A 17,394-nucleotide genomic window follows, 5' to 3' on the forward strand; every position below is an offset into this window, starting at 1 on the left:
GCGGTCAGGACACCTCCGTCATGGTCGGCATCTGACCCTTGGTGGTGGTGATGTCGATGACCGAGAAGTTGGCGCCCTGGGGGTCGCTCAGCGCGGCGAACCGGCCGAACGGGCTGTCCATCGGCCCGAACCGCAGGATGGCGCCGTGCTTGGTCGCCCGGTCGACGGCCGCGTCGCAGTCGTCGACGGTGAAGTACACGTTGATGTACGGCGGGACCTCGGGCGGGAAGTCGTCCGTCATCTTCATCCGGCCGAGGACCGGCTCGCCGCCGAGCTCGAAGATCCGGAAGTCGACCGCCTCGTCCTCGAGCTGCTTGCCGCGGTACGGGAAGACGGCGGGGAAGAACGCGTCGGACTTCTCCGGCTCACGGGTGAAGACCTCGGCCCAGCAGTACGCGCCGGGCACGCCCTTGGCCTCGAAGCCCTCGTGAAGGCCGGCCTGCCAGACGCCGAAGACGGCACCGCCCGGGTCGCGGGCCAGCGCCATGGTGCCGAACTCGCCGACCTGCATCGGCTCCATCAGCACCTCGCCGCCGTTGTCCCTGATCTTCTGCGCGGTCGCGGCGGCGTCGGGTGCGGCGAAGTACAGGCACCAGGCGGACTGGCCCTCCTGCCCGGGCATGGGCGGTACGACGGCGGCGACCGCCTTGCCGTCGGCGTACGCCTGTGTGTAGTTGCCGTACTCGGACGACGCCTCACCGAACGTCCAGCCGAGTACGTCGCCGTAGAAGCTCTTGGCCCCCTCGACATCGGTGAACATCGCGTCGGCCCAACAGGGCGTTCCCTCGGGTTGTACCGCCATGGCGTTCGACCTTCCCCGGTTCGACGGTTGGGGTTCGTTCCTCACGCTAGTCACGCCGGGGTCGCGCCGCGCGCCGAAGTGCGGTTCTGTCCCACACTGGAACGGGGACAGCGGTGGACGGAACGGGGCAGAGGCGATGCGCGCATGGGTGGTGGACCGGCCGGGTCCCGTCGAGCGGGAGCCGCTGCGGTTCGTGGAACGGCCGGTCCCGGTCCCGGAGCCCGGCGAGCTGCTGGTGCATGTGCGGGCCTGCGGGGTGTGCCGTACGGATCTGCACGTGTCCGAGGGGGACCTGCCGGTGCACCGGCCGGGGGTGACCCCCGGGCACGAGGTCGTGGGCGAGGTGGCCGGAACGGGAGCGGCCGTGAGCGGATGGGCGGTCGGCGACCGGGTGGGGGTCGCGTGGCTGCGCCGTACGGACGGCACGTGCCGGTACTGCGTGCGCGGGCACGAGAACCTGTGCCCCGGCTCCTTGTACACCGGCTGGGACGCCGACGGCGGGTACGCGGAGTACACGACCGTGCCGGCCGACTTCGCCTACCGGCTGCCGGCCGACGTGGACGACCTGGCTCTGGCGCCCCTGCTGTGCGCGGGCATCATCGGCTACCGGGCGCTGCTGCGGGCGTCGCTGCCATCCGGCGGGCGTCTCGGGCTCTACGGGTTCGGCGGCAGCGCCCACCTGTGCGCACAGGTCGCCCTGGCTCAAGGTGCCACCGTGCACGTTCTGACGCGGGACGAGGCCTCCCGGCGGCTCGCGCTCGACCTCGGGTGCGCGTCGGCGGGCGATGCCTACGACACGCCGCCGGAGCCGCTGGACGCGGCGATCCTGTTCGCACCGGTCGGTGATCTCGTGCCGGTGGCGCTGCGGGCCCTGGACCGCGGCGGGGTGCTGTCGGTTGCGGGCATCCATCTGACCGATGTCCCCGTGCTGCACTACGAGAGCGAGCTCTTCTACGAGAAGGAGCTGCGCAGCGTCACCTCGAACACGCGCCGCGACGGCCGGGAGTTCCTGGAACTCGCCGCCCGGTACGGAGTACGGGCGACGACGCACCCGTATCCGCTGTCCCAGGCGCTGAAGGCCCTCGGTGATCTGAAGGCGGGGCGCTTCGACGGGGCGGCCGTACTGGTGAACGACCTCTGAAACGGGCGGCGCCGACCAGGGTGCGCGCATCGCTGTCACGTGCGTGGATGGACTCGGAGACGTCTGGGGGCCGGAGGTGCGCTGTGGGCGTGGAAAACGCAGCAGACCCGCCGTACGGCGCCGCCTCGGACCCGCCGCATGGTGTGGAGGACGCCCTCGAGTCGATCGGCACGACGCTCGACGAGCGGACCACCTGCGAGGAGCTGGCCGCGTTCGTGTGCGGGCGGGTGTGCGACGCCGCCGCCGTGGACCTCCTGCCCGAGGACGTCTCCTCCGCGCCGCCGCCGACGATGCCGGTCCTGGAGCGGGTGGCGACGACAGGCCCGACCGAACTGCTCATGCCATGGACCGCGACCGGGGAAGCTCGCCCCCTGCCCGTGCAGGCACTCGACGAGGGGCATCCGGTCACCGCCTCGACGGACCTGTCCGGGGGTGTCCCGCGACGGGCCATGGCGGTGCCGCTACTGGGTCACGGCCGGGTGCACGGGGTGCTGCTGGCCGTGCGGGAGGGCGCGTCGTTCTCGGACCGGGACAGCGCAGTCGCCGGCTTCGCGGCCCGGCTGGCGGCCGTTCACCTGGCGCACGCGCGACGGTACACGGACATGCGCGGCACGGTGCTCCGCCTCCAGCAGGCGCTGCTGGCCGAGCCGGGGCGGCCCCATCCGAACCTGGACCTGGCCACGCGCTATCTGCCCGCGGGCGGCGGCACCCTCGTGGGCGGGGACTGGTTCGAGACGGTGCGGTTGCACTACGGGCGGACCCTGCTGGTGATGGGCGACGTCATGGGGCACGGTCTGGACGCGGCGGTCGACATGAACTCCTACCGGTCGATGCTGCGCTACATCGCCTCCGCCGATCTGCCGCCCCATCGGGTGCTGCGCGGGCTGGACACCGCCGTCGCCGAGGACGGCACCCGCCCTCCGGCCACCTGTCTGCTCGCCCAGATCGACCCGGCGCGGAGTATGGCGTCGCTGGCCAGCGCCGGGCATCTGCCGCCCGCCGTGTTCGGCTGGGACGGGACCGGCGAACTGCTGGACGTGCCGGTCGGGCCTCCGCTCGGGACGGGGATCGGCGGCTACGAGCCGGCCACCCGGGCGCTCACGCCTGACGACACTCTGCTGCTGTACACGGACGGTCTCGTGGAGCGGCGCGAGGAGGACATCGACGTCTCCCTGTCCCGGCTGGCGGGGCTGCGGCTGCGGCCGGGGGCGAGCACCGAGGAACTGCTCACGGACCTCCTCGCCCGTCTCGACGCCCGCCGCGCGGAGGACGACGTCGCGGTCATGGCCGCCCGCATCCGCCGTCCGGGGTCGTGAGCCGCCGCCCGGATCCCCCCGTCGGGCCTCAGGGCGTGGGCAGGTGCAGCATGCGGGTGATCGTGCGCAGGACGCCGTTCTCGGTGTGGGGCGGCGCCAGGTGACGGGCCCGCCGGATCACCTCCGGGTGGGCGTTGGCCATGGCGAAGGACCACTCGGCCGCGTCGAGCATTTCGAGGTCGTTGAGGTAGTCCCCGAACACCATCGTCTGCGCGGGTGTGATGCCCAGGTCGCGCTGGAGCCTGCGTATGGCCGCGCCCTTGTTGGCGGTGGGGCTCATGATGTCCACCCAGTGCTGGCCGGAGACGACGACCTGGTGGGTGGCGGTGAGGGGCTTCAGGGCCGGTGCGGTGGTCTCCTCGACGGGCCCGAAGTCGAAGAGGGCCACCTTGAGGAACTCGTCGTCGACGGTGGTGAGGTCCTCGACCGTCTGCAGCAGGGCGTAGTAACGCTTCGCCTCGGTCACGAAGGCGTCGTCGGTCCGCTCCACGTAAGCGGACTTCTTTCCGCACAGGACGGCCCCGACATCCACTCCGTCGGCAGCGAGCCGCCGCGTGGTCCCGACGACCCGGGCGGCCACCGTGGGATCGAGGAGGTCGGAGCTCAGCTCCACTCCGTCGCGTACGACGTACGTGCCGTTCTCGGCGACGAAGACCATGCCGTCACTCGCCTCGGCGAACTGCCGGGCCAGCGTGGCGTACTGCCGGCCGCTTGCCGGGCTGAAGAGCACACCGCGTCGGCGTAGTTCGGTGAGGAGCGGCCACAGGTCCTCGGGGATCCGTCCGGCGCCGTCGAGGAGTGTGCCGTCCATGTCGGTGACGACGAGCCGGATGTCGACGGGATCGCTCGGGAGCTCGGGTGTGGTGGGGAGACACGTGGGCGTGGCGGACATGTCCTGCTTTCTGCGCGGGAGGGGGAGGGGTGGGCTCGGTCCTGTCCTCGGCGCCGTTGCCTCGTTCGTCGGTGCCATCCTAGAGGGCCCTCCCTTCACGCCGACTCCCACGGGAGCTACCGGGACGGATCTCGGTCGAGATTCCGAACGCTCCCTGCGTAAGCTCGGGAACCGCACGGACGCGTCCCTCTCATGGCTTCACACGACCGCCGGTTTTCCGGAAGACTTCTGCAAAGTTTCGAGAGCGCGTCCCGGACCGGTGGTGGCGCAGTGAGGAAACCCTCAACGGAGGTGGGGCAATTGGCAGCGCACGAGGCCGACGCGGAGGAGGCACCGGAGGCGCAGGGCAAGGTGACGATCACGGAGATCGCCCGGCAGGCCGGTGTCTCGGTGCCCACCGTGTCCCGTGTGGTCAACGGCCGCTCCGACGTGGCGCCGGGGACCCGGGCCCGCGTCGAGGACCTGTTGCGCCGGCACGGCTACCGCAAGCGCGCCTCGGCGTCCGGCACCCGTGCCGCCCTTCTCGACCTGGTCTTCAACGACCTGGACAGTCCCTGGGCCGTGGAGATCATCCGGGGTGTCGAGGAGGTCGCCCACGCCGCCGGAGTGGGCACGGTGGTCTCGGCGATCCACGGACGCTCGGGGGACGCCCGCGAGTGGATGCAGAACCTGCGGGCGCGGGCCTCCGACGGGGTCATCCTGGTCACCTCGGTGCTGGAGCCCGTCCTGCACGAGGAACTGCGCATCCTGGGCGTGCCGATCGTGGTCGTCGACCCGGCCGGCTCCCCCGCCCTGGACGCCCCGACCATCGGCGCGGCCAACTGGGCGGGCGGCATGGCCGCCACCGAGCATCTGCTGCGCCTCGGCCATCGCAGGATCGGCCTGGTCGCGGGCCCGCCGCGACTGCTGTGCTCACGCGCCCGCCTGGACGGCTATCGGGCGGCGCTGGAGGGCGCCGGGATCGCCGTGGACGAATCACTCATCGTGCCCGGGGACTTCTACCACGAGTCGGGGTTCACGGGCTGCAACGCCCTTCTCGATCTTCCCGAGCCGCCGACCGCCGTCTTCGCGGCCAGCGACCAGATGGCCCTCGGCGCGATCGAGGCGTTGCGCCGGCGCGGGCTGCGGGTGCCGGAGGACATGAGCGTGGTGGGTTTCGACGACCTTCCGGAAGTCCGCTGGTCGGCTCCGCCGCTGACCACCGTGCGCCAGCCGCTGGCGGAGATGGGCAAACTGGCCGTCCGTACGGTGCTGCGGCTGGCCCGGGACGAGCAGCCCGACTCGCCGCGCGTGGAGCTGGGCACGGAGCTGGTGGTGCGGGCCAGCACGGCGCCGCCGCGAAAAGGCAGCTGACGCGGTGGCCCGGCGGTGCGGAACACCGCCGGGCCACCGTGCGGGGCGTCGTCACTTCCCGCCGAGCGCCTCCCGCAGCGCGACGTAGGCGGGTTTCGGCCGGAGTTGCTCGTCCCACGGCAGCGCGGCGCCCTCACCGGGGAAGACCGCCGGGATCCACGAGTACTTGTCGGTGTAGTCCCACACCGTGACTCCGACGCACCGGCGCACCGCCAGGCACGCCTCGGTCAGGTCGCGGTACCAGGTCGCCTGCTCGGCCAGCTTGGCCTCGGTCGCGGGCAGTTGCATACGCACGTCAACCTCGGTGAGCGCGGTGTCGAGGCCGAGCCGGGAGAACCGGCGCAGGTTCTCCTCCAGGGTCGACGGATAGCCGTACTGCAGGGCGAGATGGGCCTGAAAACCGATGCTGTCGAGCGGGACTCCGCGCGCCTTGAGGTCCTTGGCCAGCTGGTAGTAGGCGTCGCTCTTGGGGCCGGTCGCCTCGATGTTGTAGTCGTTGAGGTACAGCTTGGCGTGTGGGTCGGCCTGGTGGGCCCAGCGCAGCGCGTCGGCGATGTAGCCGGGGCCGAGCGTCTTGTACCAGATGGTCTCGCGGTAGGTGCCGTCCTCGTTGAAGGCCTCGTTGACGACGTCCCAGGAGTAGACCTTGCCTCGGTAGTGCCGCACCTCGGTGGTGATGTGCTTCTTGAGGATCGCCCGCAGCTCGGCGGCCGTCCAGTCGTGTGAGGTGAGCCAGCCGGGCAGTTGGCTGTGCCACACCAGGGTGTGGGCGCGCACCCTCTGGTGGTTCCTGCGGGCGAGCTTCACGATCTCGTCGCCCTTGGTCCAGTCGAACACGCCCTGCTCGGGCTCGGTGGCGTACCACTTCATGCCGTTGCCGGGGGTGATCATGTCGAATTCGCTGCCGAGGAGCGCCGTGTAGGCGGTGTCGGTGAGTTCCGGGTTGTCGGTGGCGCTGCCGAAGTAGCGGCCGTGCCGCTGGGCGAGTTCGGCGAGCGTGGGCGTGCGGTGAGCGGCGTGTGCAGCGGGCCCGGTGGCGAAACCCGCGGACACCAGGAGTGCGGCGAGGGCCCCGACGAGTCTGAGCCGGGTGCGGGACGAGGTCTTCGTGCGCATGGTGCGACTCCTCACGGTCAGGTGTGTGCTTGAGCCGTACTGCCTCGGCGGGCAACGCTTGCGACGGGGCGAACGCTGCCCGCGGGGCAGTACGTCCGCGGGGCGTGTCATCCCTTCGAGGCGCCCGCGGTGAGGCCGCCGACGAGCTGGCGTTCGGCGACCGCGTAGAAGGCGAGGGCGGGGACCATGGCCAGGACGAGGTACGCGAAGACGCGGGCCGTGTCCTGGGCGTACTGGCCCTGGAACTGCTGGACGCCGACGGGGATGGTCCACCACTTCGGCTCGTTGAAGACGAGCAGCGGCAGCAGGAAGTTGTTCCAGCTGCCGACCACGGCGAGGACGGAGACGGTGCCGAGCGCCGGCCGCGCCATGGGCAGCAGCACCCGCCAGAAGAAGCCGAACGGGCCGCAGCCGTCGAGGGTGGCCGCCTCCTCCAGTTCGCCGGGGATCTGCCGGAAGAAACCGCGCAGGATGACGATGGTCATCGGCAGTCCGAAGGCGGCCTGCGGGAGGATCACGCCGAGCGGGTTGCCCAGCAGGTCCATCGAGCGCAGCAGCAGGAACAGCGGCAGGGCCGCCACCGCGAAGGGGAACATCAGCCCGAGCGTGAACAGCGTGAACAGCACCTCACGGCCCCGGAAGGCGAACCGGGCGAAGGAGAAGGCAGCGAGGGCGGAGACCGCGACGACGAGGACGGTCGTCGCCACCGCGATGAGTGTGCTGCTGCCGATCATCCGCCAGAACGCACCCGAGCCGAGGATGCCGGTGTAGTTGGAGGTCACCCAGGGATCGGGCAGTCCGATGGGGTTCCGGGAGAGCTGGTCGGTGGACTTGAAGCCGGAGAGCAGGGCATACAGCACGGGCACGGCCATCACCGCGCCCACGGCGACCAGCACGACATGCACCGGCAGGGTGCGCGTGCGGGTGGCGCCCTTGCGCGGCCGTCGCGCGGCTTGCGCGGCCTTGGTCAGCGTCATGCGCCGCCTCCTCGCATCGTGGTGGTGGCTCCTTCTAGGTCGCGGCGGAGTACGAAGCGCTGGTAGGCGAGGGCGAAGAGGAGGCTGATGCCGAACATGACCACGCTGATCGCGCTGGCGTAGCCGACCTGGTAACGCTTGAAGCCGTACTGGAACATGGTCACGGCCATGGTCTCCGAGTGGTGGTCGGGGCCGCCCGTGGTGACCACCCACACCAGGTCGAAGAGCTGGATCGCCCCGATCACGGACAGGAAGACGCTGATGCGCAGGGTGGGCGCGAGCAGCGGCAGGGTGATGCTGCGGAACCGCTGCCAGGGCCCGGCGCCGTCGATCAGCGCCGCCTCGGTCAACTCCGGCGGGATGGCCTGCAGTCCGGCAAGGTAGAGCATCATGTGGAAGCCGAAGTACTTCCAGGTCATGACCAGGAAGAGGGTCGCCATGACGGTGGAGGGATCGGAGAACCACTTGCCGCCGAGGCTGCCGAGGCCGAAGTCGCCGAGCAGGTGGTCGGCGAGCCCCTCGTCCGGGGCGAAGATCATGCCGAACAGGACGCCGGTGATGGCCTCGGACAGGACGTACGGGGCGAAGAACAGCATCCGGTAGACGGCCCGGCCGCGCAGCCGCTGGCTCAGGAGGACGGCCAGGGCGAGCGCGAACGGCAGTTGCAGTACGAGCGACAGGACCACGATGACCAGGCAGCGCCACAGGTCGCCCAGGAAGACCGGGTCCTGGAAGAGCCGGGTGAAGTTGTCGGCGCCGGTGTAGTCGGAGGGCAGGCCGAAACCGCCCCACCGGAAGAACGCGGCGTACCCGGCGAACAGCAGCGGCAGCAGGACCAGCGTGCCGAACAGCACCAGAGCGGGCAACTGGAAGGAGACCGCGGTGAGCCAGTGCAGCGCGCGCCGCCGGGCCCGCCCGCCGGCCGCGGTCGCGGCCGGGGGCGGGAGGGCGACGCCGGGACCCGACCGCTTGTCGGGGAGGAAGGTGGAGGTCATCGACGGCTACTGCTCTTCCTTCGCGGCCTTGGTGATCGACTGGGTGACCTGCTCGGGCGACTTGGAGCCGGCGATGAGGGCGGCGACGCTGTCGTTGACCTCCTGGCCGACGGCGGGCGCGTACGCCTGGTCGAGGTAGAGCTGGAAGCCGGTGGCTCCCTTCAACTGCTGGTTCACAGCTTTCAGGTTGGGGTCGGCCAGGGAGTCTTCGGCCGAGGTGACCACCGGGATGACACCGGTCTTGGTGACCAGGGTGCGGTCGGTGGTGGCGGAGGCGAAGAACTTCAGGAAGTCGACCGCCGCCTGCGGTGCGCCCTTGCGCACCCCATGGCCGCCGCCTCCGCCGAACACCTCGGTGATCGAGCCCTTTCCGCCCTCGACCGCGGGGAACGGGAAGAAGCCGAGGTCGCTGCCGATGCCCTTGCCGGCGCTCTTCTGTGTCTGTGGTGCCCACTGGCCCATCAGCTCCATGGCGGCCTTGCCGTTGCCGACCGCGGCGGCTTCGCCGGTGGGGGTGGAGTACGCGGCGCCGAGGAACCCCTTCTGGAACGGTTCGAGTTGGACCAGGTCCTTGAGGTGCTGTCCGGCCTCGACGAACCCGGCCCCGGTGAAGTCCTTGCTGTCACCCGCCTTCTGCAGGGCGTCGAGACCGGCCGTGCGCATCACGAGGTAGGCCCAGTAGAACATGCCGGGCCACTTCTCCTTGCCTGCCAGGCCGATGGGCGTGATGCCGGCGGACTTCAGCTTGCGTACGGCGTCGAGGTAGGCGCTCCAGGTGGTCGGGGGCGCACTGATGCCGGCCCGTTTGAAGAGCGCCTTGTTGTACCAGAAGCCGATCATGCCCATGTCGAAGGGGATGCCGTAGACCTTGTTGTCCAGGAGGTACGGCTGTTTCGCGACGGACATCAGCGTGCCGGACCACGCCTTGGTGCTGTCGGTGAGGTCCTCGACGAGCCCGGCGTCGACCTGCTGCTTGAGGACACCGCCGCCCCAGGTGTGGTAGATGTCCGGCAGCTTCCCCGAGGCGGTCAGCGCGGTCATCTTCGACTTGTACGCCTCGTTCTCCAGCGAGACGATCTTGATCTTCACCTTGGGGTTCTGCGCCTCGAACTGCCGGGCGAGGGAGGCCCAAACCCCCTTCGCCGGCTCGGTGGTGGTGATGTTCCACCACTCGATCGTGGTCGTCCCCGACGATCCTCCGTCCGAGCCGCCGCCTCCGCAGGCGCTCAGTGCCGCCATTCCCACACCGGCGGCGGAGGCGGCCAGGAAGCCGCGGCGGGACAGAGCCGGGTCGCCCATCATGTGCTCCTTGGGGTACGGGACGGAGCGTCCACATCCGTCCGCAGGGGTGATCACAACAGCCTGACTGAAAAGTTTCCGAAACGCTCCGGAAAGGGCACTGCTGCCGCACCCTAGAGACAGCCTCTGAAGAGTGGCAACCCCCTGTGCACCGCCAATCTGACGGCAACCACGGCTGCTCTGGTGGGCGTTGACAGCGCCAAGGCAGCCCCGTAACTTCCGATCACGTCAGTCCGAGAATTTCTGAAGGATTCCGGAAACACCCTGGGATCAAGGAGTTCCATGGTCCAGCCCTGGCAGGACACGACGCTGCCCGCCCCCGTACGCGCGGCCGAACTGCTGGCCCGGATGACCCTGGAGGAGAAACTCGCCCAGCTGTCCAGCGTGTGGCCCGGTTCCACCGCCGGCGGCGAGGACGTGGCACCCCTCCAGCACGAGCTGTCCGAAGAAGTCGACCTCGGCGCCCTGCTGCCTCACGGCCTGGGCCAGTTGACCCGGCCGTTCGGTACCGCCCCGGTCGACCCGGCGGAGGGCGCGGCGCGCCTCGCGGACCTGCAGCGCGGGATCGCGGCGGCGAACCGGTTCGGCATCCCCGCGCTGGCGCACGACGAGTGCCTGACCGGCTTCACCGCCTGGCGTGCCACGGTCTTCCCGACGCCGCTGGCCTGGGGCGCTTCCTTCGACCCCGAACTGGTCGCGGAGATGGCGGCGGGCATCGGGGACGGCATGCGCGAAGCGGGCGTGCACCAGGGGCTCGCACCTGTACTGGACGTCGTGCGCGACCCCCGCTGGGGCCGTACGGAGGAGTCCATCGGCGAGGACCCGTATCTGGTCGCGACCATCGGCACCGCCTACGTACGCGGCCTGCAGTCGGCCGGTGTCATCGCCACGCTGAAACACTTCGCGGGCTACTCCGCCTCACGCGGTGCCCGCAACCACGCGCCCGTGTCGATCGGCCCGCGGGAGCTGGCAGACGTGATCCTGCCGCCGTTCGAGATGGCGGTGCGCGACGGCGGAGCGAGCTCGGTGATGGCCGCCTACAACGACCTGGACGGGCTGCCGGCCCACGCCCACACGCCGCTCCTGACCCACCTTCTCCGTGATCTCTGGGGGTTCGAGGGCACGGTGGTCGCCGACTACTTCGGCATCTCCTTCCTCGAGAGCGCCCATCACGTGGCGGCCTCTCCCGGCCAGGCCGGCGCGCTGGCCCTGACCGCGGGTGTGGACGTGGAACTGCCCGCCGTACGGTGCTTCGGCACACCTCTGCTGGAGGCGGTCCGGGCAGGGCAGGTGCCCGAGCCGTCGGTCGACCGGGCGGTGCTGCGCGTGCTGACCCAGAAGTGCGAACTCGGCCTGCTGGACCCCGACTGGGCGCCTCAGCCCCCGCCGGTCCTCGATCTCGATCCGCCGCGGCTGCGGGAGCTGGCGGCGCGACTGGCCGAGGAGTCGGTGGTGCTGCTCGCGGACGAGGGGGGTGTCCTGCCACTCGGCGACGGCGGACGGATCGCGGTCGTGGGCCCGCTCGCCGACGATCCCGCCGGGATGATGGGCTGCTACTCGTTCCCGCGCCATGTCGGTGTCGAACACCCCGACCTGCCGATGGGCGTGGACGTGCCGACGGTACGCGAGGCACTGCGCGCCGAGTTCCCGGGCGCCGACCTCGTCTCCGATCCCGCCGGGGCGGACCTGTGCGTCGCGGTCCTCGGGGACCGCTCGGGCCTGTTCGGGCGCGGCACCTCGGGCGAGGGCTGCGACGCACCGGACCTTCGACTGCCGCAGGGCCAGGACGAGTTGCTGGACGCCCTGCTGGAGACCGGTACCCCGGTGATCCTGGTCCTGCTGACGGGAAGGCCCTATGCCCTGGGCCGCTGGGCCGACCGACTGGCCGCCGTGGTGCAGGCGTTCTTCCCCGGCCAGGAGGGCGGCCGGGCCGTCGCCGGGGTGCTGTCGGGCCGGGTCAACCCGTCCGGCCGGCTTTCGGTGAGCGTGCCGCGCCACCCCGGCGGCCAGCCCTGGACGTATCTCGCGCCGCCGCTCGGCCGTGTGAGCGGCGCCAGTTCCATCGACCCGACGCCGCTGTTCCCCTTCGGCCACGGGCTGTCGTACACACGCTTCGACTGGGAGGCACCACACGTCGACGACCTGTTGCCGGCCACGGACGGCGAGACCACCCTGCGGCTCACCGTCCGCAACACCGGTGACCGCGCGGGCACGGAGGTCGTGCAGGTCTATCTCCGCACCCCTGTGGGCCGCGTGGCCCGGCCGGTGAACCGTCTGGTGGGCTACGCGCGGGTGCCGCTGCGGCCGCAGGAAGCCGCGGAGGTCCATGTCACGGTCCCGGCCGATGCGGCGGCGTACACCGGCCCCGACGGCACGCGCATCGTCGAACCCGGCCCGGTACTGGTCGACCTCTCCGCCTCCAGCACGAACGTCCGCCACAGCGTCGCACTGACGCTCACGGGCGAGAAGCGGGTGGTGGGGCACGACCGTCGGTTCGGGTGCGAGGTGAGCGTGAAGTAGCGCGGTGGGTCCCGCCGCGGCAGGGGACCGCGGCGGGCCCCACCGTCACCGCGCGGTTGCGGGCAACGCACTATCGATGGCTCAGCACGTTGACCACTCGGCCGTTGGGGTCGCGGACGAAGAACCGGCGCACTCCCCATTCCTCGTCCCGCAGGGGGTGCACGATCTCCGCACCGCTCTCGCGTGGCTCTCCGGCAAGGCTTCGGACATGATGTTGGGTACGACGCGGCGAACGGCCATCAACGACTCCCACTGACACGCGAGAACGAACGGTTGACCGGTGGGGCGAATGCGCTGGAAGGCGGGGCCCACCAAGCAGTCAATACCCAGCGACCGAACTTCACCTGGTCGAGTGAACTAGATCTTGCCGAGGCGCTGAGAGGGATGTTTCCGCGTGGACCGGGGTACCTACCGAGATCAAATGCGCACTCCCCTGCCGAGGTGGAGCCGACATGTCCCCCGAACCGGTGGTGGCGAACCCCTTCGCCCGTAGCTACGCCCTCGGCCCGTTCACAGTGGTCGAGGTGTCGGGCGAGATCGACATGGCGTCGGCGGGCTCCGTGGCCGAGCATCTGGAGGCGGCCACCGGTCGGCCCGCGCCCGATGTGCTGGTCGACCTGCGGCCCGTCGTCTTCTTCGACTGCTCGGGCCTGCGCGTCCTGTGCCGGGCGGAGGCCAGGGCGCGGGAGCGCGGCGGACGGCTCCGGCTGGTGTCGGACCGGTACCGCATCCCGCGGCTGCTGCGCGCAGCGGGCCTGCTCAAACGCTTCCCGCCACTCCCGGAGTTGCCGAGTCCCGACAAAGAGTCCCCCACGTCCGAATGATTCCAGGGGCCGGCCGGCGGCCCCACTCCGCCTGGCCGGCCCCTGGTGCGAGATCACGTGGCATACCGCGACCGGGCCCGCACTCCCCAGCTACGAGCCCTCGACACGCTCGCGAGAACCACGCGATCCCGGTCCTCAGAACGCGAAGACGGAGGTCCCGTAGGAGTTCTTCACGCACTGGTTGCCGAAGGTGTGCTCAAAGGCGACGCGCTTGCCCTGCCAGACGCCCTCCGCGGTGACGACCACGGGATCGTACTGCTTCGTACACAGGGCGCCTTCCCTGATCGACAGAAGCGCTTCGAAGTCGCCACCGGCGGCGCGCAGTTCGGCGCAGGCATCGGCGGCGGCCGGATGGCTCCCGGAGGCGGTGGGGGCGCAGGTCAGTGTGACCGCGCGCTGGGGTGTGGCAAGGGCGGCGGTCTCGCCATGACCCACGGTCAGGACGAGCGCCGAGGGGGCGTAGAGAGAGGCGGGGGCGGCGTTCGGGGCGGCGAGTGCGGACCCGGTCAGGGGGCCGCAGACGGCGGTGGCCGTCAGGGTGAGGGTCGCTGCCCAGCGCGCGGTGTTCGGCATTGTGTGCATCCTTCCGCTCGTATCGGAGTGACGGTTCGGCTCCGGTCGTACGTATGCCGGAGCCGGCCCGGTCGTGTGCCGGTTCGGCGTGCGCGAGTCTGCCGAGTCCGCGCACGAAACTCACATCGACCCCACACATTTCAGTAACTTTGAGTATTGAATCAGTGGCGTGAAGTAACAGAATCCGATCGCGCGAGCCCCGGAACGGTGCGGTTGCCGATCGCCTCGAGCAACCTACTGGCCGGATTTGTACGGCTCGGCAATCGGCCTGAAACATTCCGCTTAGCGCCGCAGTAAGCGCCGTCTTCTGCCCACGGCAAACACCGCCGGACAGCCCTTGCTTCTGCCACGCAACGGAGTAATCGTCATTACATGATTACCGAAGAGCAGCGAGAGAAGCTGCGCGGCTGGTTCGCCGGCCGCCTGCCCGACGATCTGTTCGAGAGCCTGGTGGAGGTCACGGTCGACCGTGAGGAGATCACCGTCGTCGGCCGCATCCCCGAGCCACGGCTCGCCGAGGGCACCTCGGCCGCCGAGAAGGAGGCGGCCGTCGCGGCCCGTATCCAGGAGTTCCGCGAGCGCACCCGCGAGGACCGGATCGCGGTGGCACGCGAAGCGGAGCACCGGTTCCGCAAGAAGGTCTCCTGGGGCGTGGAGTGCGGCGGTGAGCGCGCCCTGTTCACGCATGTCGCGGCGCCCGTGATGACCCGGTTGCGCCAGCCCGAGCGCCTGGTGCTGGACACGCTCATCGCCGGCGGCGTGGCCCGCAGCCGCAGCGACGCACTCGCCTGGTGTGTGCGCCTGGTGCAGAGGCACACCGACGACTGGCTCACGGAATTGCGCGAATCACTGGAACACGTGCAACGCGTCCGTGCCCAGGGACCGGACACGGAGCCCAAGGGGGGCCCACCGGCAGAGGAGGAGTGAGCGGCCCGCAGGGCGTCAGGGCCGCCGGTCGCCCCGATCCCGGTGATCACCACCGCCGAGGGCCTCTCCGGTCCGCTGCTCGCCCTCCGACCCGCCGGGCGGGGGCGGGCCGGTGACCGTGACGCGCGCGGCACGCAGCAACCGGTCACCCACCCGGTACCCCGGGCTCAGGATCTCGGTGCAGGTCAGACGATCCGCGTCCGGGGACACGGCGTGGGTCACGGCCTCGTGCCACTGGGGGTCGAAGGGCTCGTCCTCCTCCCCGAACGTCCGCAACCCCAGGGAGCCCAGCTGGGTCTCCAGTACGTCGGCGACGGCTTTGAGACCGGGAGTCATGGCCTCCTGCCGTCGGGCTCCCTCGACGGCGTCCAGCACGGGCAGCAGGGCCCGCAGGACGTTCTCCGTGGCGATCTCTCGCACCGCCAGTCGGTCGCGCCGCACCTGCTTGCGGTAGTTGTCGTATTCGGCCTTCACCCGCTGCAGGTCGGCGGTGCGCTCGTCGAGCAGACGCCGCAACTCCGTGCTCTGCGGCCGGCTACGGTCCATGGTCAGCCCGCCCGTGATGTGTCGTCATCATCCACGATCTCGGCGTCCACGACGTCGTCGTCGGTCCGGCCGCCGCCGCTCGCCGCGCCCTTCTCCGACGTCGTGCCGCCTTCGGCGCGCGCCCGCTCGTACAGGGCGCTGCCCATCTTCTGGGCCGCGGCGGACGCCTTGTCGATGGCCTGCCGGATCTGAGCCGTGTTGTCCCCTTCGGCGGACTCGGCCTTGAGCTTCTCCTTCAGCTCGGCAATGGCGCTCTCCGTCTCGCTCCTCGCGTCGGCAGGGATCCTGTCCCCGTTTTCCTTGATGAGCTTCTCGGTCTGGTAGACGAGCTGCTCGCCCTGGTTGCGGGTCTCGGCCGCGTCGCGCCGCCTGCGGTCCTCCTCGGCGTGCTGCTCGGCCTCGCGGACCATGCGGTCGATGTCGTCCTTCGGCAGCGCGGAGCCGCCGGTGACGGTCATCTTCTGCTCCTTGCCCGTGCCGAGGTCCTTCGCCGCGACGTGCATGATGCCGTTGGCGTCGATGTCGAAGGACACCTCGATCTGCGGGACACCGCGCGGGGCCGGCGGCAGACCGGTCAGCTCGAACATGCCGAGCTTCTTGTTGTACGCCGCGATCTCGCGCTCGCCCTGGAAGACCTGGATCTGCACGGACGGCTGGTTGTCCTCGGCCGTGGTGAAGACCTCCGAACGCTTCGTGGGGATCGTGGTGTTGCGCTCGATGAGCTTGGTCATGATGCCGCCCTTGGTCTCGATACCGAGGGACAGCGGGGTCACATCGAGGAGCAGGACATCCTTGACCTCACCCTTGAGCACGCCGGCCTGCAACGAGGCACCGACGGCCACGACCTCGTCCGGGTTCACGCCCTTGTGCGGCTCCTTGCCGGTCAGTTCCCGGACCAGGTCCGTCACCGCCGGCATCCGGGTCGAACCACCCACGAGGATCACATGGTCGATGTCGGACAACTTGATCCCGGCGTCCTTGATCGCCTGGTGGAACGGCGTCTTGCAGCGCTCCAGCAGGTCGGCGGTCAGCTGCTGGAACTGCGCCCGGGTGAGCTTCTCGTCCAGGTGGAGCGGACCCTCGGCAGAGGCCGTGATGTAGGGCAGGTTGATGCCCGTCTCGGACGCGCTCGACAGCTCGATCTTGGCCTTCTCGGCGGACTCGCGCAGCCGCTGCACCGCCATCTTGTCCTTGGACAGGTCGATGCCGTACGCGTTCTTGAACTGCGTCACCAGGTGGTCGACGACCCGCTGGTCCCAGTCGTCGCCGCCCAGATGGGTGTCGCCGTTGGTGGCCTTCACCTCGATGACACCCTCGCCCATCTCCAGGAGCGACACGTCGAAGGTGCCGCCACCGAGGTCGAAGACGAGGACCGTCTGGTCGTTCTCCTTGTCGAGTCCGTACGCCAGCGCGGCCGCCGTGGGCTCGTTGATGATCCGCAGGACGTTCAGGCCCGCGATCTCCCCGGCCTCCTTGGTGGCCTGCCGCTGCGTGTCGTCGAAGTAGGCGGGGACGGTGATCACCGCATCGGTGACGTCCTCACCCAGATAGGACTCCGCGTCCCGCTTCAGCTTCTGCAACACGCGCGCGGAGATCTCCTGCGCGGTGTACTTCTTGCCGTCGATGGTGCCGCTCCCGGGGAAGCGCCATGACTGATCATCCATGTGGCGCTTGACGGAGCGTGCGGTGCGCTCGACGTTCGTCACCGCCTGCCGCTTGGCGACCTCGCCGACGAGCACTTCGCCGTTCTTGGCGAAGGCCACGACCGACGGGGTGGTCCGGGCACCTTCGGTGTTGGTGATGACGGTGGGCTCGCCGCCTTCGAGGACTGAGACCACCGAGTTCGTGGTGCCGAGGTCGATACCGACCGGACGTGCCATGGGGCCTCTCCCTCCTCATGCTTGTGAGCTGCGGGTTTGGGCTGACTGCCTCTCTTGCCTGAATAAAACTTGAGTGCCTTGTTGTCAAGTATGGCACCCGCCGCAGGCGCCGTCCGGCCCGCCGCGCCACGGACGCGCTCCACCGCTTTTCCCTCACTGCTCTCTCGGTGTGGAGCTCCGGAGACGCCCTGGTCGGCGGCGCGCACCGGCTCTTCGGCGTGGAGCGCGGCACC

At 70.2% G+C, this 17,394-nt stretch carries 15 protein-coding genes and 1 pseudogene; 6 read left to right on the forward strand and 10 right to left on the reverse strand.

Annotated features, from left to right (window positions below; translation table 11 throughout):
• Positions 1 to 4: 4 nt before the first annotated feature.
• Positions 5 to 802: a VOC family protein gene (locus ABT186_RS07240; protein WP_351237052.1), complete on the reverse strand. Its 798-nt coding sequence runs from the start codon at positions 800 to 802 to the stop codon at positions 5 to 7.
• A 136-nt stretch (positions 803 to 938) separates the two neighbouring features.
• Here ABT186_RS07240 and ABT186_RS07245 point away from each other — a divergent pair, with 136 nt between their 5' ends.
• Positions 939 to 1,943 carry a zinc-binding alcohol dehydrogenase family protein gene (locus tag ABT186_RS07245; protein WP_351237050.1) on the forward strand — a complete coding sequence of 335 codons (1,005 nt, stop codon included), beginning with the start codon at positions 939 to 941 and terminating at the stop codon, positions 1,941 to 1,943.
• Between the two features lie 89 nt (positions 1,944 to 2,032).
• Entirely contained in the window at positions 2,033 to 3,259 is a 1,227-nt protein-coding gene (locus ABT186_RS07250) for a PP2C family protein-serine/threonine phosphatase (protein WP_351237048.1), read from the forward strand.
• 28 nt (positions 3,260 to 3,287) lie between these two features.
• Here ABT186_RS07250 and ABT186_RS07255 read toward each other — a convergent pair whose 3' ends face one another.
• Positions 3,288 to 4,151 carry a Cof-type HAD-IIB family hydrolase gene (locus tag ABT186_RS07255; RefSeq protein ID WP_351237046.1) on the reverse strand — a complete coding sequence of 288 codons (864 nt, stop codon included), beginning with the start codon at positions 4,149 to 4,151 and terminating at the stop codon, positions 3,288 to 3,290.
• Between the two features lie 300 nt (positions 4,152 to 4,451).
• Here ABT186_RS07255 and ABT186_RS07260 point away from each other — a divergent pair, with 300 nt between their 5' ends.
• Positions 4,452 to 5,504 carry a LacI family DNA-binding transcriptional regulator gene (locus tag ABT186_RS07260; RefSeq protein ID WP_502973151.1) on the forward strand — a complete coding sequence of 351 codons (1,053 nt, stop codon included), beginning with the start codon at positions 4,452 to 4,454 and terminating at the stop codon, positions 5,502 to 5,504.
• Positions 5,505 to 5,555: 51 nt separating this feature from the next.
• Here ABT186_RS07260 and ABT186_RS07265 read toward each other — a convergent pair whose 3' ends face one another.
• From ABT186_RS07265 to ABT186_RS07280, 4 genes are all read right to left on the reverse strand, one after another.
• The gene (locus tag ABT186_RS07265) at positions 5,556 to 6,620 is read right to left on the reverse strand and encodes an endo-1,4-beta-xylanase (protein ID WP_351923996.1); all 1,065 of its coding nucleotides are present in this window, start codon (positions 6,618 to 6,620) and stop codon (positions 5,556 to 5,558) included.
• Positions 6,621 to 6,727: 107 nt separating this feature from the next.
• Positions 6,728 to 7,597 carry a carbohydrate ABC transporter permease gene (locus ABT186_RS07270; RefSeq protein WP_351233293.1) on the reverse strand — a complete coding sequence of 290 codons (870 nt, stop codon included), beginning with the start codon at positions 7,595 to 7,597 and terminating at the stop codon, positions 6,728 to 6,730.
• Entirely contained in the window at positions 7,594 to 8,592 is a 999-nt protein-coding gene (locus tag ABT186_RS07275) for a carbohydrate ABC transporter permease (protein WP_351233295.1), read from the reverse strand. The genes ABT186_RS07270 and ABT186_RS07275 overlap by 4 nt, the downstream gene beginning before the upstream one ends.
• A gap of 6 nt (positions 8,593 to 8,598) precedes the next feature.
• A complete protein-coding gene (locus tag ABT186_RS07280; RefSeq protein ID WP_351233328.1) occupies positions 8,599 to 9,891 on the reverse strand; it encodes an extracellular solute-binding protein in 1,293 nt (430 codons plus the stop codon).
• A gap of 282 nt (positions 9,892 to 10,173) precedes the next feature.
• On the opposite strand from ABT186_RS07280, the gene ABT186_RS07285 reads away from it, so the two are divergent.
• On the forward strand, positions 10,174 to 12,411 hold the full coding sequence (locus ABT186_RS07285; protein ID WP_351233297.1) for a beta-xylosidase/alpha-l-arabinosidase: 2,238 nt from the start codon (positions 10,174 to 10,176) through the stop codon (positions 12,409 to 12,411).
• Between the two features lie 70 nt (positions 12,412 to 12,481).
• On the opposite strand, the pseudogene ABT186_RS07290 reads toward ABT186_RS07285, so the two are convergent.
• A pseudogene (locus tag ABT186_RS07290) lies at positions 12,482 to 12,595 on the reverse strand (VOC family protein); the annotation flags it as partial.
• Between the two features lie 268 nt (positions 12,596 to 12,863).
• Here ABT186_RS07290 and ABT186_RS07295 point away from each other — a divergent pair.
• Complete coding sequence (locus tag ABT186_RS07295) at positions 12,864 to 13,235, forward strand: STAS domain-containing protein (protein WP_351233299.1); 372 nt, start codon at positions 12,864 to 12,866, stop codon at positions 13,233 to 13,235.
• 135 nt (positions 13,236 to 13,370) lie between these two features.
• Here ABT186_RS07295 and ABT186_RS07300 read toward each other — a convergent pair whose 3' ends face one another.
• The gene (locus ABT186_RS07300; protein WP_351233301.1) at positions 13,371 to 13,808 is read right to left on the reverse strand and encodes a protease inhibitor; all 438 of its coding nucleotides are present in this window, start codon (positions 13,806 to 13,808) and stop codon (positions 13,371 to 13,373) included.
• A 372-nt stretch (positions 13,809 to 14,180) separates the two neighbouring features.
• On the opposite strand from ABT186_RS07300, the gene abmR reads away from it, so the two are divergent.
• Positions 14,181 to 14,735, forward strand: a complete 555-nt coding sequence (abmR, locus tag ABT186_RS07305; RefSeq protein WP_351233303.1) for an ATP-binding transcription factor AbmR — start codon at positions 14,181 to 14,183, stop codon at positions 14,733 to 14,735.
• Positions 14,736 to 14,750: 15 nt separating this feature from the next.
• On the opposite strand, the gene grpE is transcribed toward abmR, so the two are convergent.
• Complete coding sequence (gene grpE / locus ABT186_RS07310) at positions 14,751 to 15,281, reverse strand: nucleotide exchange factor GrpE (RefSeq protein ID WP_351923998.1); 531 nt, start codon at positions 15,279 to 15,281, stop codon at positions 14,751 to 14,753.
• 2 nt (positions 15,282 to 15,283) lie between these two features.
• The gene (dnaK, locus tag ABT186_RS07315) at positions 15,284 to 17,161 is read right to left on the reverse strand and encodes a molecular chaperone DnaK (RefSeq protein WP_351924000.1); all 1,878 of its coding nucleotides are present in this window, start codon (positions 17,159 to 17,161) and stop codon (positions 15,284 to 15,286) included.
• Between the last annotated feature and the right edge of the window lie 233 nt (positions 17,162 to 17,394).

It is taken from the genome of Streptomyces sp. NPDC001634, from assembly GCF_040298185.1.
Taxonomy (GTDB): domain Bacteria; phylum Actinomycetota; class Actinomycetes; order Streptomycetales; family Streptomycetaceae; genus Streptomyces.